A 21,041-nucleotide genomic window follows, 5' to 3' on the forward strand; every position below is an offset into this window, starting at 1 on the left:
GGTTTATTTTATGCAAATGATAATATCGTAGGTAATATTGTACCAATAATGATAGCATTACAATATTACCCAGTGATATACTGAGGAGGGGAAAAAGCAAATTCCTATCTATTATCTATTATCTATTATCTATTATCTATTATCTATTATCTATTTACTGAGATGCCTTTGCATATCCACCAGGCCATGGCAAGTTCGGAAACGGCGACCAGCCAGGCAGCTGCGGGAAAGGTTTGGGCGAATTCGAATCAGAATCCCTATGGAATTGGAGCTCCAAACGTAAAGGCCAATACGGCTATGGGCGAATACGCTTGGAAGAACTGGCGTGCCGGTCTACAACGACACGCCCAATGTTGCCATCTTCAAAGGAACTAATGAAGTTGGCTCTGGAAAAGAGAATCGTGCATGGACACCATCCGGTACTTCGTTGGATGATGGACAACATTTATGTTAAGACCGATCCAGCAGGGAACATTAAGCCGGACAAAGAAAAAAGAACCGAGCGCATTGACGGTGCTGTAGCCCTGATTATGGCTCTGGATAGGGCAATAAGAAATGAGAATAAGACGAGCATTTATGACCAGAGAGGTATTTTAATTATTTGAAACATGGATGAAAAATTAAATAGACTGTGGTATAATTATGGGACAATGACTTAATGGTGAAAGGAATGATTATTATGCCACAAATTATTCCAATCAGGGATTTAAAAAATACTAGTGATATTTCGCAGAAGTGCCATGCGTCCCAAGAACCAATATTTATAACCAAAAACGGCTATGGCGATATGGTTATTATGAGCATGGAAATGTATGAAAAGAACATGTTTTTAAGTACTGTTTATGGCAAGCTTGAAGAGGCAGAAAAGCAGTTTGCAGAAGGAAAGGTGCTCGACGGGGATGTATCACTAAAGAAGATAAGAGAAAAATATGGACTGTAAATTAATTGTTTCTGAACTTGCCAACAGTGATTTAGATGGTATAGTAGAATATATCATTAATGACCTTAAAAGTCCGATTGCTGCTGTAAATTTGCTTGATGAAATTGAGAAGTGCTATCACCACCTCAAAAAGAATCCTCTGATGTATGAAAAATGTACAGATGTCCGTTTAGAGAAAGATGGTTACAGAAAAGTTGTAATCAAAGATTATATTCTCATATATCGATTTGAAGAAGAAAAAGACACCGTTAAAGTTGCAAGGTTTTTCTACGGTGGTCGTAATTATACAGAATATCTATAAAACCTATAATATCCAGCCCTATAAGCATCGCTTCGGCGGTGCTTTTTTAATGACAATTTTCAGGAGATAAGTTCTATGTCTGTGCCTCTGCCTCTGTCTTGAATTCTCTGCAAATGCCGGTTTCGTTGATTGGCTCCTTGAGTACCCAGTATCTGACCGCCGGTGCTCCTGTGGCTATCCTGTTAATGCATCCGGTCAGGTCCTCTTTAACGATTCTCATATCCCGTCGCCTCCTCATATTTGCTTTGTACTATGGAATTATGTTCTTGTTTATAATATAAATATAAATGTTTATGTGGTCGACTATGTTTTTAACGTTTCCCAATAAAAGAGAAATACTTGCGTTGATTATGTTAATAAATTCGTTTATAATGAGAGAGTTGAAAGGAGTGGTGGTATGTCAGTATCTGAACAGCTTAAAATCCTTTGCGTAAAGCTCAATATCAGCGTTTCCGAGCTTGCCAGGTTATCTGGGAAAAGCCCTCAGGCCTTCAGCCAGAAAATGAAGCGCGAAAGCTTCACGGTTGATGAACTAAAGCAAATCGCGCAGGCGTCAGGCTGTGAATATGTAGGAGCCTTTGTCATGCCGAGCGGCGAGAGGGTGGAATACTAAATTGAAGGTGGGTTCTTATATAGGTAATAGCAAAAACTCTTATAGATGCGCTGCATGCGTTGAAAGGTTTAGTCACAATATCAAAAGACAGCTATCCTGAAAGCAAAGGCCGCAGCGGTGCAGAAGACAGCAACGAATGACAAACAGCATTATAACAACCACTCACAAAATGATTGAGGGAGGTTGATGTTATTGTTTATGTTTCTTGTCTTAACCGGAATAGTGGGCTTTGCGGTCTACTTGGTTGTCTTTTTAATTTCATTGGTGAGAAAGAAATCCAAGAGGGCCGGTGCCATCGGAATGACTGTGTGCCTTGTCCTGTTCATTGTCGGCCTGGCCATGACGCCTCCAGCACCAGAGGGGCTAATTGACGAGAAAGCGGCTCCATCTGTCGCTGAAAGCTCTGCCAATGATGGAGAGTCTTCCGCTTCGAATAGTGGGCCTGACGAACCGGTCTCCACGACAGCCGAGGAGCAATCCGCAGGGGGTTCCGCTTCATCTGAACCGGCAGAAGATGCGCATTCGGAAGCCTCGGAACCCGTCTTCGCTTTGGGTGAGGATGTAATTCCTGGACTTATTGCTGCTGATATTAAGCTGAACCTGGTTAAATGGGGCTTGAAGGAGGCCTCCCCGAAACGGACAGATGGTTCCGACGAGGTATCTTACAGTTCCTCCGCCATCGATTCTGATACCGGGGCTGAATTGGCCTATTTCTTCGTGACGGACAATGCGCTTCATATGAAATATGCGACCTTTTCCAGCTTGAACCTGCCGGCAATATCCGGGGAGAGTTTCCATGGTGTAGCGGCCAGCTATCTTGGATACTGCGCTACGGTTCCCTTCGATGGTGCTGAGCCAGAAAAGTGCAAGCAGTGGGTCACCGACAATATCGCAAAATGTAACGAAGCGGGGAAGATCGAAACGCTGAAGGTCGGCAACGTAGAATTTTCCCTCTACGGCACCGGTACCAATGCGCGTTATCTTGATATAAAGGCTGTAAAAGAATAAGCCCCTTATGGCTCTCTGAGAGCCTGAAATAAATCTGTAAAAGGGTGGAGTGATGAAATGACCATATATGAAAAAATCGACCGCTGCCATGGGGCTATCGGTGCAGTTCGCCCCTTTGAGGGCCACATGCTGGAACAGTTGAAGGACTACTACCGAATTGGCCTCACCTGGTCGAGTAACGCTATTGAGGGAAATACCCTGACCATCAGCGAGACAAAGGTGGTACTTGAAGATGGCCTGACGATTGCCGGCCGGCCACTCCGGGATTTCTACGAGACGGTCGGTCATGGCAAGGCTTATAATTTTATGTTCACTTTGATAAAGGAGCGACGCATTTCTACGGCAGATATAAAAGCTATACACCGCCTGTTCTACAAGGATATTGACGAGGAGAACGCTGGCATATGGCGAAAGGAGCCGGTCGTGGTTTCTGGGACTGATTATGTGTTCCCGCACCCGGACGAATTGGAGAAACGCATGAAGGAACTGGACGCCTGGATCACAAACGAGCGGGGAAAGTATCACCCTGTAACATTTGCAGGGCTGCTCCATCTCAAATTCGTAAGTATCCACCCATTCATTGATGGGAACGGCAGGACCAGCCGTCTCATTATGAACCTTGCGCTCATCCAGGACGGCTACCAGCTGGCTATCATACCTCCGGTGCTCCGGACAGAATATAACGACACCATCCGCCAATATCAGAATAAAGGTATGTCAAAACCGTTCTGTGATTTCATTGCTGAGCGAGTGTATGAAACTCAAAAAGAGCTTATGCGCCTTTTTCATATTCCGCTTCCGGAACTGAAATACCTTCAACTGTAACTCCTTTTTTGAGTTTTTAGATCTGCCAGTCGAATCGGGTAGGAGGCTACCCATTAATTGAGTAGCCGACCTCCCACAGCACCGTACGTACCGTTCGGTATACGGCGCTTCCAAAGTTTACACATTACTTTGCAGAGTAACATTCCGTAAGACTGAGGTATCCAGCACGTCTGAACCTCTCGTTGGATAAGGCTCTTAACAAGATTGGGCTATGGGCAGTACGCCAGTAGCCTTTTCTTGTGTTTGCCCACATCCATGCTTGTTCTTCTTTGATTCCTGAGCGCTTGAGGCTCTCGAAACGTGTGCGGACTCTCTTCCATCGTTTCCATGTCACCATCCGTATGCGGCTTCGAATCCATTCATCCAAGCCCTGTATCAGCTTCTTTGCATCTGCCAACTTGAAGTAGTTCATCCATCCTCGGACCACCTGGTTCAGCCGGATTTTCCTTGCCTCAATTCCCATCCCGTTGCTTCGTCCTGTTATTTCCCGGATTTTATCCTTGAATTTTCGGGTCTGAATTTAACACAAAAAGTGGTGATTTTGTCGGGAGAATAGAATGGCCTGAATTAGATGCTGTTCATTCCGTCAAGGGAAATATCAACGGCAATAATCTTAGTTTTGAAGAAATCAATTATATCAAAAAAGGCACTGCCTTTTTGGGTGTTAAATATAATATGGAACTTAAAGACCAATATTTCACTGGTACCTGGTATGATGAGAAACACCATCAACGAGGTTCGGTTTCATTATTTCCAGATAAAATATCAAGCAGCAGTGATGCTGAAAAAGATAATAAATCTGCAACCGAAAATACTGCAACCGAATCTGATAATGAAAAATTTAAACACGAATATGGCCGCAGTGGCAATGACCGGCCTTTGAACGTATATAAAATATCCAATCTTGCTACAGATGAAAAGAAAAACAAGATATTATGTGTTTTTGCCATACACGGTTTTGAAGATGCTTTTTACCGGGACGGACAGGTGCTGGTGGATATAGCCGAAGATATAATTGCATATTTCATAAATAATCGCGAGGAATAAAAAAACTACGAATTGTTAATAATTCCCGGTGCCAATCCTGACGGCATAAAACAAGGCTGGACATGTAATGGACCAGGAAGATGCCAGCTATCCCAGGGCATAGATATTAATATGGATTTTGACTACGATTTTAAAGTCCGGCCCAAGGCTTCACCCTGAAGAAGCATCACTAATTCATCCCGGTCCTGATCATACCAAAAACCCGTGGGGGATGCCTGGCCTGTGGAGATGATGCGCTCAATCAGAATCCCCCGTTCAGGCAGCAGAGACTCAAAAAACTCCTCATCTCTCAAATGTCCAGGAATATCAAACAGATTCATAACAATCATCCTTCCACACGTGAATCATTGTAAGCCGTTATTTCCGTTCTATCAATACCACTGTCTCAATATGTTTTGAGATGAGGGAATAGCTATCAAAACTGCGTTTTCAACCCCTGTTGTTTTTGGGAACATATCCACGCTCGTATTTGGAAACATATCCAAGATTGGCTGTCGTTTGTGGGAACATATCATACTCAATTCTTAGGTGTTTTTTTGCTCTACTCATCCAGCAGGAGCCGATCCCTTTGTCATAGACCACCAGGCAAATATACCACTTGCCCTCATTTGTGAACCTCAAGTATAATAGGAATTACAAAGTTTGGAATTTTGGGGATTACCCGCCGCCTGTTTTGTGAATGGGCGACCGCTTAGCGGGGGATATATTTCACCTTGTTATATTGTGAAAAGGAGGAAAGGAAAATGTCCATGGCCTCTCCCCAATCAGATAAAAAATACTGCTATGCCGACTACCTGCAGTGGCCGGATGAAGAGAGATGGGAAATAATTGATGGGGTTCCCTATGATATGAGCCCGGCGCCTTCTACCAAACATCAAGCTATATCCATGGGACTCGCAGGACAATTATGGTCGTTTTTTCGCGATAAAGAATGCTCGGTTTTTGCCGCTCCCTTTGATGTGCGCCTGCCGCTAAACGAGGAAAAAGACGAGGAAATTTATAATATTGTACAACCCGACCTGAGCGTAATCTGCGACCCTAGTAAACTGGACGAACAGGGCTGCAAGGGTGCGCCCGACCTGGTAATAGAAATTATCTCCCCCTTCACTGCCAAAAAGGAATTAAATGAAAAATTCAACCTTTATGAACGCAGCGGGATTCCCGAATACTGGGTGGTTTTCCCCAAATTCAATGTTGTAGTGGTATACAGCCTTGATGATGAGGGAAGATATCAAAAAAGCGAGGAATTTACCAGTGACCAGGTATTGAACACCAAACTCTTTCCCGGACTGGAAATCAAGCTGGAAGATGTATTTAAATAAATAACAGTTAAGAGGTCTTGAAAAGGGGGAATAGCTATGCCTATCATAAATGTTAAAATGATTGCTGGCCGCAGTCAGGATAAGAAACAGGAACTGGTCACTGTTTTGACCAGCGAAACAGCCCGTATTCTGGAAATTGAACCCGATTGGGTGACAGTGGTGATTGATGAATATACCCGGGATAATTGGGCCAGCGGGGGACAATTGCATTCTATCAAGCTGGGCGAAGGCTTTGGTCGCCAGGGAACCAGTAAATAATAGAAATAGGGGCAGATTATTATTCTGTATTTTGAATGCCGGATTGTGAATTTTAGTGCTGGTCAAAACTAAATTCATATTTCCTCACTGGTAGTTTGCGTAGCATTACGATCCCTCCAAATCTGCCGCGCCATTATTATTAGAGTGGTCAGAGCAAATAACATAAGTAAACCAAAGACTACATTGCGGACACTGCCCACCAGCATGTCTCCCACATAGGAATATACCAGGGTAGCGGGAAGCTGCCCCAAACCGGTAGCCCAGATGAATTCCCACCAGCCCATGGCAGTTAAACCGGCAGCATAACTTACAATATCAAAGGAAACAAAGGGCAGCAGGCGGGCAATCAACACCGCCCATTTACCGTACTTCTCAAAAAACACATCCACTTCTTTCAGAGCCCTGCGGGTAGTGAATTTCTCAACCACAGCACGCCCATAAAGGCGAGCGATGACAAAACATAGTATGGCTCCCACCATAGCACTGCTCCAGGATAAAGCTGCACCTTTTACCCAGCCGAATAAACCGGCATTGGCAAAGGTAATTACAAAAGCCGGCAACGGTGCCGCCACTGATTGAAATACCATCAGGAAAAAAGATACCACCGGCGCCCATATACCAAATGACAGAATGTAATCCCGGGCCGCATCTACATCCACCCGCGATAAAACCTTAAACGCATTTTGAATAATTTCCTGGAATGCCGGCACCAGATAGTATAAAAGTACCGGTATAACCAATAAAGCTATTTTAAACCACCATTGTTTCCATACCTTTTTATCCAACAAAATCCCTCCCGACTAGTTTTTTAATCCCGTGCAAAGAAAACTGAAGATCCCTGCAATACCGGAAATTCAGCTTCTTTAAAGATATCTCGACATTTCTTAATGTCAAAACCACGACTGGCTTCAGTTTTTTCAACCGTATCCCGGGGGTTAAATCCTGCCTCCGCCCAAAAAAGATTGGCTCCGGCTATGGCTCCCGGGGTATTGGGCTCATGAGTACAATTCCCTGATATCCCTGGCCCCATAGCCAGGTGAACTACGGCCATTATGTGAGCCATACTGGCTTCGCTGACCATACCATACTGTTTCAAGCTTGAACCGGGAATGCTTATACGCCGGGCAGACCCGCTGAATACCGGCTCTATTTCACGTGCAATGATAGTTTTTTCCACCAGTTCATTCAGGCTATGCTCCGGGCCAACCGGTTCAACACAGGTACCTACCTTTAAGCCAGCTTTTTTAGCTGCCTGAACGGTTTCCAATCGTTTCCTCGGACTAATGCGGGTTACTTCACCTTCCCCCAGGCGAATTGCATGGTAAATACCAGTGAACCCTGCATCTTTCAATGCCAGCCCTTCATAATAATCAATATCCCTGACATTAGCAATCATAATGCTTTCTGGTTGCAATTTAAGCCTTACTTCACCGGCGATGTTCAGAAAGTCGGCGAAATTCATATTAGCAGTAGCCATTAGATAAATTGCATTAGCACCTTGTTCCTGTAGATGCAAACACTGCTCGATAATATATTCCAAATCCGAAACCTGGTTTTCCTTAAAGATAAGATTGGCAGCAGCAAAGGAGCAAAATCTGCAGTTACAGGGACAAGCAGCAGTGTTAACCCCTACCTGTCCGTGTATCTCCGCCAGGCCAGCTTTTTCGCTAATAGAGCGGGACGCCCATTGAATATGGCAAGATTCCTCGGATAAAGCCGGGATCGCAAATAGTTCCCGGATTTCATTGGCACTAAGAAGAGCCCCACCCTGAGCTTTGTCGCAAATTTGTTTTATCTGAATTTTCATTTAAGTTCCCCCTTTTCAGAGCTTCCTCAATTACTCTCATACTACTAATATAACGATAGCTATGCAGGCTACTCAATCTCTTATCAATTACACCCTGAGCCATAAAATATAATAAGTCTTCCCATCGATCCAGATCCCTGTCTCTATCTAAAAAGGACAGTTTTAGTTTATGTTTCTTGGCCCGCTCACTGGTAAGCCGCAATACCTGCTTGCTACCCCAGGGCATGTTATTAAATAAAATGGGGTAGGGGTGCTTTACTCCCAGAAGATAGTAACCGCCATCGTTACAAGGACCCAGCACTATATCATTCTCGTCCAGCAATTGGGCCGCTTTTTGCAGGGTCTTAACCTCTAGCTGGGGTAAATCACTTCCCAGGATGATGGCAGCAGGATAGTGCTTCAATACCTGGTCCAAGGAATACAATATCCGTTCACCCAGGTCATTTCCCTTCTGTTCCAGGAGCTCAAAAGACTTTAGCAGACCCTGCGGAAGGTTGCAGTATTTCCCCAGTGTTTCCTTACTAACGTTTTTTCCGGTGGAAGATACCCCGGTATAGGAAAAATAAGCAGGCCAACCTAATTCGGTCAGTAATGAACATATGTCATAAAGGCAGGCACTATGCAAGGCAACACATTCTTCTTTTGATAGCTTTCCCATAAGGCGGGTCTTGGTAAAGCCTCCTATAGGAATCTTGCTCATCACTATCAGCGCACATTTCATAAGCTTACCCTCCACCACTGCTGATAATAATCGGCCAATCGCTTCGGGTTGGCCCCAAGCAAATATAGCATCTTTAAAACCTGCATTTTTATCAGGGTTGCCCATAACCCTCCGGCTCTAAAACGCCGGGCACTGCTTGTTACCCTGCCTGATACTACCTGGGAGGGGTATTTTGAACGCAGGTGATGGGATAAGGCCAGGTCTTCCATCAAGGGAATGTCAGGAAACCCGCCGGTATTTAAAAAAATATCCTTGCGGCACCATATAGCCTGATCACCGTAGCAGCTTTTCCAGCAGCGAGCACGCAGGTTGGAGAAAAAGGCCAGTACCCGGTAAAAGGGGGTGCGCTCGTCGAAATCCATGGTTGCACAGCCCCAGTGATAACCTTTTTCTATGGCCTCCAGCACCTGCTCCACTACTATGGTCTCCAACTGACTGTCTGCGTGCAGGAATAATAAGATTGGCGCCGTAGCCAGTTGCGCACCCCGGTTTAGCTGCATACCTCGCCCCGCGCTGCCGGTTGCCATTTTTACCGGATGGCGGCTACATATTTCCAGGCTACGGTCACTACTCCCCCCATCACTGATTATGATTTCTATGCCCGAGAAACGCTGCAAGCTATTCAGTAATTCAGGAAGACATTCTTCCTCGTTTAGTACCGGTACTATTACAGATATCTTCGTTAGCATTGCTCCCCTTCTCCCATTCCTCCAGCATTATAGCAGCAGCACGTTCGGTTAGTTGGATACAGCCTCTTCTCCCAATCTTCTCCACCAGTGTACGCTTATTTTTGATAGCTCGGCAGCAGGTGACTCCAAATTCATTTTTAAAAGCATCGTGGAGAATAACCGGCAGGTTGTTTCCAGCCGGATGAGCTTGATAGTGCTGGCGTATGCCGGATGCCATTATAATCCCGCTTAAAGCACCACAAACACAACCCGCCCCCATTCCTTCTCCCATGAGAGCAGCCGCCGCCAAAATATTCTCATCTACGGGAATACTCCAGACCTCTTTGGCCGCCAACAATACGGCCTGACAACAGTTCCTGCCTTTTTTCATTTCTTCACCGGCTATTTGCGAAGCCCTTTTGGTATCCATTGTTTATATCTCCTTTTTTATTATGCCGCAAAATGATTATTCCCCCGTACAGGCTGCATAAACTTACCAGGAAGGCAAATAGCAACGATGAACTGAACGCTACTGTTGGTGAAACTTGATAACCGGCAAGTAAAGCCACATATGCGCCTTCTCTTACTCCGTAACCATTTATGCTCACTGGTATCATTGCTACCGCCGAGGTTACAGGTATTAAATAACAGGCATCCCACCAACCCAAACCGCTAAGATTAAACGCCAGGAAAATGTTGTAGTTAACAGCTACCACAGTAATCTGAAATAATAGTGACAGGGCTACCACTACTCCCAGCTTAGGCCAATTCGCACGAAAATTTTTTCCTTGATCACCAATACCCTCAAGGAACTGACCCAGTCGACGAGCTCTTGGCCATTTACAGGAATACCGGGAGAGAAGTAGGGCGGTTAAAAAGATGGTAATTAGCAGCAATACTATGAATAATAACCATATACCATCTCGCGTTTTTCCGGTAACAATAGCACCAACCATGCCCACCAGAGCAATTCCCGATATAGCCAGTACTCGCTCCATAAGCACGGAAGCAGTTGCCGCGCTAACATTACCGGTTATTTCATTGACCCGATAAATTCGCAGGGCATCCCCACCAATACTGGATGGCAGAAAATTATTCATAAAAATACCCGCCCAGTAAGCTTTCCAAAGTTCCACCCAATCCAGGTTAAAACTTTGAGCCTTGAGGACTACTTGCCATTTGCAGGTACTGATAATCATAGACAGAATAATCCATCCCAGGGCAGTCATTAGCCAATATAGCTTTACATCCAGAAGAATTTGTCCCAATTCTCGCCACTGAATTGAGTATCCCAGCCATATAAGTAAACCCAGTGATACAACTGCCTTAAATAAAGTCTTATACTGTTTCCATTGAATGCAATACATTTATTGGCTCCTAGATTTCAACTACTTTTCAATAGTGTTGTTAGGGTCACCCGCCCATTCACTAAATGATGCATTATAATTTTTAGCGTTTTCATACCCACACATGCGCAGTAATACGGTCATAAATCCCGAGCGTATACCCACGGTACAATAAGCTATCACTTCATCCCCGGGTTTGAGTCCAGCCTGAGCAAACATATCCTTCAGTTCATCTACTGTCTTCACGGTTCCATCGGCATTAAGTGCATCGCTGTAATGCAAGTGAATAGCGCCAGGAATATGTCCTCTGACTCTTTCGCCATGGTCAGTCTTACCAGTAAACTCTTTCGGCGATCTGGTATCCAGCAATTTAACCTTATCCTTATTGGCCTTGATATATTCAGTAGTTGCCAGCAGCGATGTATCCGGATTAGTAATGGAAAAAGAAACCGCTTTAACCTGTGGGATACTCTTTGTTTCCTCGCCGCCTGCCTTCTGCCATGCCGGCCATCCGCCAAAAAGCATCCTGGAATTCTGCAAACCAGCTACTCTTAGCATCCAAACGACCCTTCCGTCCTCACCCAGTCCAGCCGGATCGTTATAAACTACGATATCCTTCTTCCCATTAATACCAAATTCACCAAGCTTTTTGCTTAACTGTTCATTGGATAACACCACACCCCATCCCGGTTCACCCTGTTTGGGCTGCATATTGGACAGAGCCTGCCAGCTTATATTTACAGCTCCGGGAATGTGTCCTTTTTTATATTCCTTATCCGCCCGGGCATCAACAATAGTTACCTGGTCGAGGTTTTCTTGCAGCCACTGGGCATCAACATAGTAACCTTCCATAGCCTGGTCTGTTAACCGAGGTGCACTATCGCTTGAAGAATTGACCCCTTGCTTGCTGCTGCTGCAACCAGCCAGGCTAAACAATAAGAGGAAAACAACGGTAATAGTAACGAGCTTCATGCTTCTCTTCAAAGGGGGCCTGTTGAGGTTTGACATATTGCTATCACACTCCATTTATGTATTTATTTACACTTATAATACATTGTAATAGGTTATATGTAAAATGAATAATTGTTATAGTTAAGAAATGAGTAAAATGCCCGGGATCACCCTTTCCATTGGTTCTTACCGCGCATAAAAAGACACCACCATTTTCCTATACCCCCGAGAAAATGGTGGTGTCAAAGAAACTGTCCGTTCGCTTTTCCTTTGCCTTAGGCAATCTTTCTGGCCTGGCGTTGCTGACGCTCTGAAACGCTTTGTTGGGCCAGAGTCCGGCGCTCAATCGCCCAGGATTTCATTTCCTTTCCATGAACCCTGAAATTTCCCTGGTAGGAAAATTTAGCCCTTTCCATCAGGCGCCGGCCGCCTTCGGATATGGTAAATGCGCCAATGGCACGGACGTCTGGAGCATCGCTGCTTCTCCCCAGAACAAAACGCCGACCAAAATCATACACCAGAGCTTTGGTATAGTTTTTACGCAGCTTATCAGTCTGATCAACGATTACCGAAGAAATATAGAGATACAGCTCTGGTTCATCAAACGACCTGATGTGCTTCACCAGTTCTCCTTCAGGCATTTCTCCAGTTATGATTTTGTTCCATATAGAATGCTCCAGAGGGAAAACCCAATAGTAGCCTTTAACCTTGCCATTTACTTTGCATACTCGAAACATCATCGGCTCTTGCTCAATTAATTTGCAGATAAGCGCCGCTTCAGAGTGCCAACAAGTATCGAAGTACTTTCTTTCCAGATTTAACATGGGCACAATGTCAAGGATCCGAGCACACTCGACCGTATATGCTGGATCTTTCATGATTATATCCATTCCTTTCGCTTCGCTCAGGCACAAAACGTAATGAAACGTATTGGCTTTGAGCTACTTTTTTACTACCCTATAGTCATAGGGATAACAGTAAACTACAAATCACGGGGAGGTGAGTGGGCTGCTCCATCATTGGAGTGACCGCATGATTATATGTGTAGATTGCCTTTCCAAGCACAAATAAGTGTGACTTTGAGCACGCAGACTTATCTTTGTATAAACATTACTCGTTTATTGCCAGGCAATCAGTCAATGCTGTCTATCCCTTTAATTCTTTGAAAGGAGTTTCCCTATGGCTTTAAAAATCGTTTACCCAATCTGTTGTGGCATTGATGTCCACAAAACCTTCGTGGTTGCTTGTATTGCGTCTACAAACAAAGGGGTTACCACTTACAAAAGCCATCGCTTTTCTACTTATACCAAAGGTCTGAAAGAGCCACGGGACAGGTTGAAACCACTAAAATTTCCTTTTAAAACACAAAAAGCATACCTAACCGTAGTATAATTGCTTTTTATGTTAGTTGAAACAGCGTTGATGTTACTTGCCTTCAATTTTGGATTTCGAGTATAATAGAAATTACAAAGTCTGGAATTTTGGGGATTGGAACCCGCCACCTTTTTTGTGAATTGCGACCGCTTAGCGGGGGATATATTTCACCTTGTTATATTGTGGAAAGGAGGAAAGGAAAATGTCCATGGCCTCTCCCAAACCAGATAAAAAATACAGTTATGCCGACTACCTGCAGTGGCCGGATGAAGAGAGATGGGAAATAATCGATGGGGTTCCCTATGATATGAGCCCGGCGCCTTCTACCAAACACCAAGCTATATCCATGGAATTAGGGAGACAAATAGCAAATTACCTGCGCGATAAAGAATGCCAGGTTTTTGCCGCTCCCTTTGATGTGCGCCTGCCGCTAAACGAGGAAAAAAACGAGGAAATTTTTAATATTGTACAACCCGACCTGAGCGTAATCTGCGACCCGAGTAAACTGGACGAACAAGGCTGCAAGGGTGCGCCTGACCTGGTAATAGAAATTATCTCCCCCTTCACTGCCAAGAAGGAACTGAATGAAAAATTCAACCTTTATGAGCGCAGCGGTATTCCCGAATATTGGGTGGTTTTCCCCAAATTCAATGTTGTAGTGGTATACAGCCTGGATGATGAGGGAAGATATCAAAAAAGCGGGGAATTTACCAGCGACCAGCTATTGAGCACCAAGCTCTTTCCCGGACTGGAAATTAAGCTGGAAGATGTATTTAGATAAATAACCGTTAAGAGGTTCTTAGCTTGGCAAATCCATCAATACCTAAGCAGCGAATATTCTTTCTATTGCTTGATTTGATTCTAATGCAAAAAGTTATTAATATTCATTGGCTTGTATAAATATACCGCTCGCAGTCTTCGGCAAGCGAAGAGCAGAAGAGAAAGGGAATAACCCCTCTCCCTCCTGCTCTTTGGCTTATTTGCCAGACAGATCTTCGGGGGTGTTTAATTCGCGGACCCCGCCGCCTCTTATACCCCTGGGGCCGTTGCCGCCGCCGTTCCTGCGCCCGCGTCCCCTGCCCGGATTAGGGCAATTGTTTCCGCGACCTACTGAACATCTTCCTCTGAGGCGACCAGTTCCAGCTCCCCGTTCCACAGGACCGGTTCCGTCTCGATTAGGCATCAGCTTCAACTCCTCTCTAATTCTAAACCACATTCAACTGTCCAATAATATTTTCCCAGAGGGGAAAAAGCATTTTACGCAGTTCGGGATTAGTGGCTGGAATTTGGGCTTTGGCAATAAATTCAGCGATAATAGCGCTGAAAGGTATTTTGCCGGCCAGAGGCAAAGAGTTATTTATTGCCCATTTTTCTATTTCCCCAGTGATCGGGGGATTTAGATCCCATTTATTGATAATCAATATGCCTTTTATGCCCCTTGACTGCATTAGCTGGTGAACGCGCTGCAGATCATGGAAGCCGGAAAGGCTTGGTTCGGTAACTAAAGCTATCAGGTCAACCCCCACCATGGAGGAAATAACCGCACAGCCGATTCCGGGCGGGCCATCGGCAATAATAAGCTCGGCCTTATCCCCATCGGCCATTTTACGCGCCATGCTTTTAACCTGAGCCACCAGTTTGCCGGAGTTTTCCTCGCCCGGTCTCAAGTCGGCAAAAAACAAGTTCTGCTTATTTTGATTGAATACTCCCTCAAAGCAGTGCCCTGAAGACTGTACTTGCATAGCAATGGCTTCCACCGGGCAAATCTTCTCACAGAATCCACATCCCTCGCAGAATAGCGGCAAAACCCGGTATTCCGGGCTGATAGCATCAAAACGACAGAGTTCCGCACAAAGGCCGCAAGAGATACAGGATTCCTCATCTATATAGGCGCTATATCCAGCAGTAAAATGGTAGGCCCTTACATTTTGCGGCTTTAAGAGAATAGGTAAGTTGGAGGCGTCAACATCATAATCACAGGCTATACAATTGCCTGCCAGCTGTATAAAGGAAGAGGTCAGCGCGGTTTTACCGGTACCTCCCTTGCCGCTGATAAACAATATCTCCTTCATGATAACCTCCATCTCGCCGCTACCTTTGGCAATACAAATATTAATGAATAAATGCTTTTCATGATAAGGCCCCTTTAATCTGCCTAAAAACATCGCTTAAGATATCACGCAAAACGGGCATGGCCTCCAAAGGATCCCGGCCTTGCATGTAAGCCTGGGCCAGTTCCACACTAAATGGAATGCGCCCCAGGATAGGAACCCCGGTTTGGCCGGACAGGGCTGATAGTTCTCCATCTTCCCCCTGCCAGCGGTTTATCACCAGTCCTCCCGGTATCCCCAGCATAGCCATAGCTTCCAGGGAGAGTTCCAGGTCATGCAAGCCAAAGGGGGTGGGCTCAGTCACCAGCAGGCAATAGTCACTGTCTCTTATGGACTCAATCATGGCGCAGGTAGTTCCGGGAGGACAATCGACTATTCTTAAGGCAGCACTTTTCCCCTGCTTTTTAACTGCATTTATGAGCGGCGGACTCTGAGCCTCCCCGATATTAAGCCGGCCGGTCAATACTCGGCCATGCCCTGGCAAATGGGCTTCTTCAATAACTCCGATAGGGTGCTCTATTTCCTTTATGGCCGCCAGGGGACAAAGATAAGCACAGGCTCCGCAGGAATGGCATAGCTCATGGAAAAGCAAGACTTTTTCGTTAAGTACCAGCAGGGCATTAAAATTGCATACTTCGGCGCACCTTCCGCAAAAATTGCAATAATTATAGTCGATTTCGGGCACTAAGCGGCTTACATCAGCAGTTTTTGGGGCCGAAGCCATTAATACCAATCCCGCATTGGGTTCTTCCACATCAGTATCAATCAAAGCTGAATTCTCATCACCCAAAATCCGCAGCAGACAAGTACTTACCAAAGTTTTCCCCGTACCACCTTTGCCACTGGCGACTGCTATTTGCATGTTTATCTCCATTCCTTTCTTAAGGCACAAAACGTTATGAAAGAATCTCTTTCAGACTTATCTCCTTTCTAAATACTTGTCAACTATGGCAGTCTCCGGCATGGGCATGTTCGGAGCATACTTCCCCGCTGCTTACCAACTCGTCTTTTTCAAAACGAACAATAACATCCTCAATCTTGCCGGATATCCCGACAATTAACTGAATGCCCTGGGCAGCAAATAGATCCTGAGCTCTTCCGCCCATGCCGCCGGCTATTACCAATTCAACGCCCTGCTCTTTTAAAAAGCCAGGCAAGAAACCAGGCTGGTGCCCGGGATTGGCCACTGATTTAAATGTTTTGGCATTCGTATCATAAAGGGTAAACTCTTCACAATGCCCGAAATGGGCACAGACCATATCTCCCTCTTTAGGAATAGCTACCAACATAACAAACAACCTCCACTAAATATATTTATTCATTGACTCTACTGCAAAAACCCCTCTTGTTGCATAAGGGTTGCATAAATATACAAAGCGCTGGCGAAGCCTGATTCGGAACAACACGGGGGTCGTTCCCTACACACCCTTCGGTCGCTCTTAATGTAGCACCCTTCGGGTACCACTGATGCTCCACCCTTCGGGTACCACTGATGCTCCACCCTTCGGGTGTCGCTATTGAGGTAGCTGAGCGGTATATTTATGCACGCTAATGCATATTTATAACTTTTTGCAGTGACATCATTCATTGTATTTTGGTAAGAATACTAAACTTAATTACTAGGAGCCAATAGCTCTTGGAGCTCGCCAGCTTCGTAGCTTTGACGGGCCCCTTCCACCGTCTTGCCATCAACAACAGCAAATACCCTTATCCCAGCTACCTCCAAAGCTGCATAGGCTTTAGGCCCCACCCGCTGGGAAATAACCATTCCCACATTATTTCGTATCAGAGCCTGGACAGCTCCTGTTCCTGCGCCGTGTTCCGCCTCAGGTCCGGTATTGGATAGAGTCTCATATTGCCTGGTCTCCGGGTCCCAGATCATAAAACACTTACAGCGTCCGAATCTTCCCTCTACTGGAGACGACGGGGATGAATCGGACGAACAAACAGCAATTTTCTTAGACATGTCCTCACCACCTTTCAGATTGGCAAGCAGCCGACAGTAGCTTCCGATTAAGGGATACCAAAGCCTCTACCCGACAATAGCCTGAGGCTTATGTTTACAGAGCGGCATTCTTTAATGGGCATATGCTCATATTCCTTATCATAATAGTATTTCTCTGGGTACAATTATGTCAAGCAGTATTTTATATAGTTCATAAGTTTTTCGGAAAATAGCTGGGAGCCGGAGGAAGGTTTTCATTGTGGAATGAAAGGGAAGGGGCGAATTCCCATCAGGGTAGGGATCACTGATTTAAGCGAACGCAATGTAAGGACAAAGAGATGGTCACCCCAGGCTATGCCGTTGGGGCAGATACATGGACCTGCCCCGTTTGTTTTATTGCATCGGCATCTGGAAATTCTGGGACTGCTGTTGTTGAATGGCCTGCAGTCCCTGGTCAAAATATTGCTGTTCTCCCGGGTTTAGAACAAATAGAAGCTGCTGTAATTGACCTACATGGCGCCTTTCTTCATTGGCAATATGAGTGAGTACCTTTTTCACCCTTTCATCAGTAGTAGCCATAATATGCGCTTCGTAGCCGATGATTGCCTCCAATTCACCTGCAATATCAACCCTTAATGCCTGTATTAATTCCTCATTGGAGAGGGGGCGGGGTAAATTAGCTACAAAGGGATCACCAAGTAAAGCCACATCTTTCATCCTTTCTTATTTTTACCTAGTTTGTCGTTTCCGGTGGTAATGTATTCATAAGTTATTTCACAATTACCTCTGGAAAGTATATGGCAACAGATATTCATGATTGCTCATTTCACTTCAAATGAACTTATCTTCTTTTATTACTGTTTCCCTGTCCTGCTAACCGTGAAAGTTTTGAGGAGGATTAGCGTGAAAAATGCCTTTTCATAATTATTTGAATCGCTGCTGATATGGCAAGATGGAGGTTAAAGTGAAAACAATCGCCTGACATGGTAAACTATTAAGGATGCTTTTTACCCAAAATGCAGAATTCTGTATGCAGAGGAGGTAAATAAAATATGTTCGAAGTTTTCAACTATGAGGATATAATTTGCGCCCGGGGCAGCAGGGAAATGCCCTGGAAACCTTCTTTTCAAATGAATGTCTATTATTATCTTATCGATGGCTTGCTAATAGATAGCGGGCCATATTCCCTGGCAGAAGAAGCCATAGAGTTTTTTAATACCCATAAAATTGAGCAGGTATTCTTATCGCACATCCATGAAGACCATGCCGGAATGGCCTGCTGGTTGCAAGAGAAGCTGCAAGTTCCGATTTACCTGCATGAGGGTTCTCTGGAAGAAGCCGGACAAGAACCGGAATTAGCAAAATACCGGTTGGATATTTGGGGTAGAAGGCAGGCATTCAAGGCTGAGCCAATAAGCGATGCAATAAAAACCGGAAGCTATGTTTTCGATGTTATTAATTCACCCGGACACTACCCTTATCACATAGTATTACATGAAAAAAATAAAGCTTGGCTGTTTTCCGGTGACCTCTTAAACAATCTCAGGCCGAAAAGTATTATGTTCGATGAGAATATGAATGAAACGATATTATCAATCCGGAAGATATTGGACTTGGATTTTACTACGGTATTTTGCACCCATACCGGTATTCGAAAAAACGCTAAAGAATTATTTCTTAGTAAGTTGAATTATCTACTGGGACTGCAACAAAGTATTCAGGCATTAAGAAATAGTGGATTTAGCGATACGGAAATTGCTGAACAGCTTTTTCCCGGACCTGACCCCATTGGCAATTTATCCGGAGGAGAATTTTCTCCTTATTATTTGGTCAGCACCCTGTAAAGGCCTTTGTTCCTAAATTAATAGAGCGAAATACCTGAACGCTTTCATCTCTTTTTGGACGAATTATTCGCACCCATATCACCCCTAACTCTAAGTAAATTTTAATAGGAAAGTGAGGGGTATACTCATCCCTAAAAATGCCGTATTTCTTCTGCAAAAATCGAATATATATACCATAGTCAAGCAATTACCGACCGGTAACATAGTACAAATCTGTACGAATATGCTGGGGAGATGGTTATATGGGAGAGGAGCGCGAGTTTCGTACTGTTCGGGGCTATCAAATTAAGCAGCAGGCAACAAAAGCTATTACCGCCAGCATGGAAGATTATCTGGAAATGATCTATCGCCTGGCCGGCAAAAAGGGATATACCCGTATGGGCGACCTGGCTTCAGCCCTTAATGTGCAGCCTCCTTCGGCCAGTAAAATGGTGCAAAAGCTGGCGGATATGGGTTACCTGCAGTTTGAAAAGTATGGTGTGATAGAACTAAGCAAAAAAGGGCAGGAACACGGGCAATACTTATTAAAAAGGCATGAGACCCTGGAACGCTTTTTAAGTATCATAGGGGTCAAAGAGCAATTGTTAGAGGAAACCGAAAAAATTGAACATTATATCAGTCCGGAAACAATAGGGAAGATTATGCTGCTGGTCGAATTCATGGAAGATAATCCCGAATGGAAACAGGCTTTTTGCGACTTTCAAAAGCATGAGGGTTGATTAACCCCCATGCTTTAAGAATTTTTGTTTATCCTCCTAAAGCACAAAAGCGCTGCAGGCCCATAAGATGACAGGCAGCGGCGCCGGTGGTGCCGAAGAAGTATACCGGTTTCTGTTTACAATACGCAGTAATCGTGGAGTTTACCACGGTACTGCCTGTAGCTGCAATAACATCACACCATTCCAGCACTTCATCGGTTGCTTCATAGCCTTCTACCTGTACACCTGATTTGATTTTCCCAATATTATCAGGATCCAGGTCCACCATCCGCAGCGGAAAGGATGCCGCCAGTTTTTCCAGCATCGCCGGTTGATAGCCAATAAGGGCTACCCGGGGAGTACCGAAATCTCTTTTTATTTGTTCAACCAATTCGGCGGCACATTGCTCAGGCTGCTCGTCATGGCAATGGATGGTTCTATCAATTAAACCCAGATAACGGCATACAGCATTCATACCGGCTATCAGCACTGCCCGGTCAAAATTGCTTGTCAGCGGCATAGTCAAAACTTGCTGCAGGGTACCCTTGAAATTACCTGCCATATCAGTAAAAGCTTGTCCTTTGGCTCCTTTGAACTCAGCCTGCATTAACTTCTCTTTACCTTTTACAATGGGAAAGTCCTGCCTTTTGGGATTTCCTATGGCCTCTTCCACCGAAAGCGCCCGGCCGGTAATAATAATCTCTTGATCCAGAAGATTATTGTCTTCTACTATCTTCCGAAAGCGCTCCAAAAGCTCAGAATAAAATTCATCCTGCCTGCTCATTTGTAATCATTCCTTTCTAAAACCCAAAATTCGCCGTTGTTAATAAGCATATCTTACAGCTTATTTTTAAAATCATCCAGTTGTAGTTTTCTGACTACCTTAAGATTAATGTCCATCATGTAACAAAAATCATCCAGCTGAATAGCCCGGTTCAGGCTGTTAACCAACAACTGCCAGGGTATATAGTTCTTTTCCCGCATTTTTTCATTAGAAAAAGGAAAAGCATAAGATTCTTGACACGGAAACAATTCCATCTTAATACCTGTAAAATATCAAGTAATTGTCACAAACAAGAAAACGGGATGATGGATACAGGGGACCGCCAGGCGGTCCCCTGTATCCATCATCCCGTTCTTATTCAGTTTCTTTTATACGCTTTTTCAAATATATCTTTAATTCATCATAAAAATTCTCTCGTGTACCCGCCAGAATAATAATAAGCAACTGCCCGTCCTGTTCTATAACCTCATAAGCAATT

The 21,041-nt window shown here is 44.6% G+C and carries 30 protein-coding genes and 3 pseudogenes; 14 read left to right on the top strand and 19 right to left on the bottom strand.

Annotated features, from left to right (window positions below; genetic code table 11):
- Window positions 1-362: 362 nt before the first annotated feature.
- The 3 genes and pseudogenes from PHP87_RS06040 to PHP87_RS06050 form a co-directional block, all read left to right on the top strand.
- Window positions 363-605 (top strand): annotated as a pseudogene (locus PHP87_RS06040) (terminase TerL endonuclease subunit); the annotation flags it as partial.
- Between the two features lie 74 nt (window positions 606-679).
- Window positions 680-940 (top strand): type II toxin-antitoxin system Phd/YefM family antitoxin, encoded by a 261-nt coding sequence (locus PHP87_RS06045; protein ID WP_299919592.1) that lies wholly within the window; start codon window positions 680-682, stop codon window positions 938-940.
- Window positions 930-1,241, top strand: a complete 312-nt coding sequence (locus PHP87_RS06050; RefSeq protein ID WP_299919594.1) for a type II toxin-antitoxin system RelE/ParE family toxin — start codon at window positions 930-932, stop codon at window positions 1,239-1,241. Before PHP87_RS06045 ends, PHP87_RS06050 begins: the two co-directional genes overlap by 11 nt.
- 73 nt (window positions 1,242-1,314) lie before the next feature.
- Here PHP87_RS06050 and PHP87_RS06055 read toward each other — a convergent pair whose 3' ends face one another.
- Window positions 1,315-1,461 (bottom strand): hypothetical protein, encoded by a 147-nt coding sequence (locus PHP87_RS06055; protein WP_299919597.1) that lies wholly within the window; start codon window positions 1,459-1,461, stop codon window positions 1,315-1,317.
- Between the two features lie 177 nt (window positions 1,462-1,638).
- On the opposite strand from PHP87_RS06055, the gene PHP87_RS06060 reads away from it, so the two are divergent.
- From PHP87_RS06060 to PHP87_RS06070, 3 genes are all read left to right on the top strand, one after another.
- Window positions 1,639-1,854: a helix-turn-helix domain-containing protein gene (locus PHP87_RS06060; protein ID WP_299919600.1), complete on the top strand. Its 216-nt coding sequence runs from the start codon at window positions 1,639-1,641 to the stop codon at window positions 1,852-1,854.
- A gap of 192 nt (window positions 1,855-2,046) precedes the next feature.
- On the top strand, window positions 2,047-2,862 hold the full coding sequence (locus PHP87_RS06065; protein WP_299919602.1) for a hypothetical protein: 816 nt from the start codon (window positions 2,047-2,049) through the stop codon (window positions 2,860-2,862).
- Between the two features lie 57 nt (window positions 2,863-2,919).
- Entirely contained in the window at window positions 2,920-3,687 is a 768-nt protein-coding gene (locus tag PHP87_RS06070; RefSeq protein WP_299919605.1) for a Fic family protein, read from the top strand.
- Window positions 3,688-3,811: 124 nt separating this feature from the next.
- On the opposite strand, the pseudogene PHP87_RS06075 reads toward PHP87_RS06070, so the two are convergent.
- Window positions 3,812-4,198: pseudogene (locus PHP87_RS06075) on the bottom strand (group II intron maturase-specific domain-containing protein); the annotation flags it as partial.
- 164 nt (window positions 4,199-4,362) lie between these two features.
- Here PHP87_RS06075 and PHP87_RS06080 point away from each other — a divergent pair.
- Window positions 4,363-4,734, top strand: a complete 372-nt coding sequence (locus PHP87_RS06080; RefSeq protein WP_299919608.1) for a hypothetical protein — start codon at window positions 4,363-4,365, stop codon at window positions 4,732-4,734.
- Between the two features lie 12 nt (window positions 4,735-4,746).
- Window positions 4,747-4,893: a M14 family zinc carboxypeptidase gene (locus tag PHP87_RS11905; RefSeq protein ID WP_366942894.1), complete on the top strand. Its 147-nt coding sequence runs from the start codon at window positions 4,747-4,749 to the stop codon at window positions 4,891-4,893.
- Here PHP87_RS11905 and PHP87_RS06085 read toward each other — a convergent pair.
- Window positions 4,857-5,054 carry a hypothetical protein gene (locus tag PHP87_RS06085; RefSeq protein ID WP_299919611.1) on the bottom strand — a complete coding sequence of 66 codons (198 nt, stop codon included), beginning with the start codon at window positions 5,052-5,054 and terminating at the stop codon, window positions 4,857-4,859. The two genes, PHP87_RS11905 and PHP87_RS06085, sit on opposite strands and share 37 nt — an antisense overlap.
- 423 nt (window positions 5,055-5,477) lie before the next feature.
- Here PHP87_RS06085 and PHP87_RS06090 point away from each other — a divergent pair, with 423 nt between their 5' ends.
- Both PHP87_RS06090 and PHP87_RS06095 read left to right on the top strand, forming a co-directional pair.
- Window positions 5,478-6,056, top strand: a complete 579-nt coding sequence (locus tag PHP87_RS06090; protein WP_299919613.1) for a Uma2 family endonuclease — start codon at window positions 5,478-5,480, stop codon at window positions 6,054-6,056.
- Window positions 6,057-6,092: 36 nt separating this feature from the next.
- Entirely contained in the window at window positions 6,093-6,314 is a 222-nt protein-coding gene (locus tag PHP87_RS06095; protein WP_061214630.1) for a tautomerase family protein, read from the top strand.
- A gap of 74 nt (window positions 6,315-6,388) precedes the next feature.
- Here PHP87_RS06095 and PHP87_RS06100 read toward each other — a convergent pair whose 3' ends face one another.
- From PHP87_RS06100 to PHP87_RS06135, 8 genes are all read right to left on the bottom strand, one after another.
- Window positions 6,389-7,102: a TVP38/TMEM64 family protein gene (locus PHP87_RS06100; RefSeq protein ID WP_366942895.1), complete on the bottom strand. Its 714-nt coding sequence runs from the start codon at window positions 7,100-7,102 to the stop codon at window positions 6,389-6,391.
- A 20-nt stretch (window positions 7,103-7,122) separates the two neighbouring features.
- Window positions 7,123-8,121, bottom strand: a complete 999-nt coding sequence (locus tag PHP87_RS06105) for a radical SAM protein (RefSeq protein WP_299919624.1) — start codon at window positions 8,119-8,121, stop codon at window positions 7,123-7,125.
- On the bottom strand, window positions 8,066-8,842 hold the full coding sequence (locus PHP87_RS06110; RefSeq protein ID WP_299919627.1) for a TIGR04282 family arsenosugar biosynthesis glycosyltransferase: 777 nt from the start codon (window positions 8,840-8,842) through the stop codon (window positions 8,066-8,068). The genes PHP87_RS06105 and PHP87_RS06110 overlap by 56 nt, the downstream gene beginning before the upstream one ends.
- The gene (locus PHP87_RS06115; protein WP_299919629.1) at window positions 8,839-9,531 is read right to left on the bottom strand and encodes a TIGR04283 family arsenosugar biosynthesis glycosyltransferase; all 693 of its coding nucleotides are present in this window, start codon (window positions 9,529-9,531) and stop codon (window positions 8,839-8,841) included. Before PHP87_RS06115 ends, PHP87_RS06110 begins: the two co-directional genes overlap by 4 nt.
- The gene (locus PHP87_RS06120) at window positions 9,473-9,940 is read right to left on the bottom strand and encodes a C-GCAxxG-C-C family protein (RefSeq protein ID WP_299919632.1); all 468 of its coding nucleotides are present in this window, start codon (window positions 9,938-9,940) and stop codon (window positions 9,473-9,475) included. The genes PHP87_RS06115 and PHP87_RS06120 overlap by 59 nt, the downstream gene beginning before the upstream one ends.
- Complete coding sequence (locus tag PHP87_RS06125; RefSeq protein WP_299919634.1) at window positions 9,906-10,877, bottom strand: lysylphosphatidylglycerol synthase transmembrane domain-containing protein; 972 nt, start codon at window positions 10,875-10,877, stop codon at window positions 9,906-9,908. The genes PHP87_RS06120 and PHP87_RS06125 overlap by 35 nt, the downstream gene beginning before the upstream one ends.
- A 21-nt stretch (window positions 10,878-10,898) precedes the next feature.
- Window positions 10,899-11,840 carry a sulfurtransferase gene (locus PHP87_RS06130; protein WP_299919637.1) on the bottom strand — a complete coding sequence of 314 codons (942 nt, stop codon included), beginning with the start codon at window positions 11,838-11,840 and terminating at the stop codon, window positions 10,899-10,901.
- 242 nt (window positions 11,841-12,082) lie between these two features.
- Window positions 12,083-12,544, bottom strand: coding sequence for a hypothetical protein (locus PHP87_RS06135; protein WP_299919640.1), 462 nt, complete (start codon window positions 12,542-12,544; stop codon window positions 12,083-12,085).
- A gap of 442 nt (window positions 12,545-12,986) precedes the next feature.
- Between PHP87_RS06135 and PHP87_RS06140 the strand changes: the two are divergent.
- Window positions 12,987-13,130, top strand: a pseudogene (locus tag PHP87_RS06140) (IS110 family transposase); the annotation flags it as partial.
- A gap of 253 nt (window positions 13,131-13,383) precedes the next feature.
- On the top strand, window positions 13,384-13,962 hold the full coding sequence (locus PHP87_RS06145) for a Uma2 family endonuclease (protein ID WP_299919642.1): 579 nt from the start codon (window positions 13,384-13,386) through the stop codon (window positions 13,960-13,962).
- A 195-nt stretch (window positions 13,963-14,157) separates the two neighbouring features.
- Here PHP87_RS06145 and PHP87_RS06150 read toward each other — a convergent pair whose 3' ends face one another.
- The 6 genes from PHP87_RS06150 to PHP87_RS06175 all read right to left on the bottom strand — a co-directional run bounded on the left by PHP87_RS06150 (window position 14,158) and on the right by PHP87_RS06175 (window position 17,954).
- Entirely contained in the window at window positions 14,158-14,364 is a 207-nt protein-coding gene (locus PHP87_RS06150; RefSeq protein WP_299919644.1) for a DUF5320 family protein, read from the bottom strand.
- 22 nt (window positions 14,365-14,386) lie between these two features.
- On the bottom strand, window positions 14,387-15,253 hold the full coding sequence (locus tag PHP87_RS06155) for a 4Fe-4S binding protein (protein WP_299919647.1): 867 nt from the start codon (window positions 15,251-15,253) through the stop codon (window positions 14,387-14,389).
- A gap of 58 nt (window positions 15,254-15,311) precedes the next feature.
- The gene (locus PHP87_RS06160) at window positions 15,312-16,154 is read right to left on the bottom strand and encodes an ATP-binding protein (protein WP_299919649.1); all 843 of its coding nucleotides are present in this window, start codon (window positions 16,152-16,154) and stop codon (window positions 15,312-15,314) included.
- Between the two features lie 79 nt (window positions 16,155-16,233).
- Window positions 16,234-16,581 (bottom strand): NifB/NifX family molybdenum-iron cluster-binding protein, encoded by a 348-nt coding sequence (locus PHP87_RS06165; RefSeq protein ID WP_299919651.1) that lies wholly within the window; start codon window positions 16,579-16,581, stop codon window positions 16,234-16,236.
- Window positions 16,582-16,904: 323 nt separating this feature from the next.
- The gene (locus tag PHP87_RS06170; RefSeq protein WP_299919652.1) at window positions 16,905-17,258 is read right to left on the bottom strand and encodes a NifB/NifX family molybdenum-iron cluster-binding protein; all 354 of its coding nucleotides are present in this window, start codon (window positions 17,256-17,258) and stop codon (window positions 16,905-16,907) included.
- Window positions 17,259-17,630: 372 nt separating this feature from the next.
- Window positions 17,631-17,954 (bottom strand): demethoxyubiquinone hydroxylase family protein, encoded by a 324-nt coding sequence (locus PHP87_RS06175; protein ID WP_299919654.1) that lies wholly within the window; start codon window positions 17,952-17,954, stop codon window positions 17,631-17,633.
- Window positions 17,955-18,289: 335 nt separating this feature from the next.
- Between PHP87_RS06175 and PHP87_RS06180 the strand changes: the two genes are divergently transcribed.
- Together PHP87_RS06180 and mntR are read left to right on the top strand one after the other, a co-directional pair.
- A complete protein-coding gene (locus PHP87_RS06180) occupies window positions 18,290-19,081 on the top strand; it encodes an MBL fold metallo-hydrolase (protein ID WP_299919657.1) in 792 nt (263 codons plus the stop codon).
- A gap of 242 nt (window positions 19,082-19,323) precedes the next feature.
- Window positions 19,324-19,800 (top strand): transcriptional regulator MntR, encoded by a 477-nt coding sequence (mntR, locus tag PHP87_RS06185; protein ID WP_299919659.1) that lies wholly within the window; start codon window positions 19,324-19,326, stop codon window positions 19,798-19,800.
- A 28-nt stretch (window positions 19,801-19,828) separates the two neighbouring features.
- Here the strand turns inward: mntR and PHP87_RS06190 are convergent, their stop codons facing one another.
- Complete coding sequence (locus PHP87_RS06190; protein ID WP_299919661.1) at window positions 19,829-20,563, bottom strand: DUF364 domain-containing protein; 735 nt, start codon at window positions 20,561-20,563, stop codon at window positions 19,829-19,831.
- A gap of 53 nt (window positions 20,564-20,616) precedes the next feature.
- Window positions 20,617-20,817, bottom strand: coding sequence for a hypothetical protein (locus PHP87_RS06195; RefSeq protein ID WP_299919663.1), 201 nt, complete (start codon window positions 20,815-20,817; stop codon window positions 20,617-20,619).
- Between the last annotated feature and the right edge of the window lie 224 nt (window positions 20,818-21,041).

It is taken from the genome of Syntrophomonas sp. (assembly GCF_028707975.1).
Lineage (GTDB): Bacteria > Bacillota > Syntrophomonadia > Syntrophomonadales > Syntrophomonadaceae > Syntrophomonas.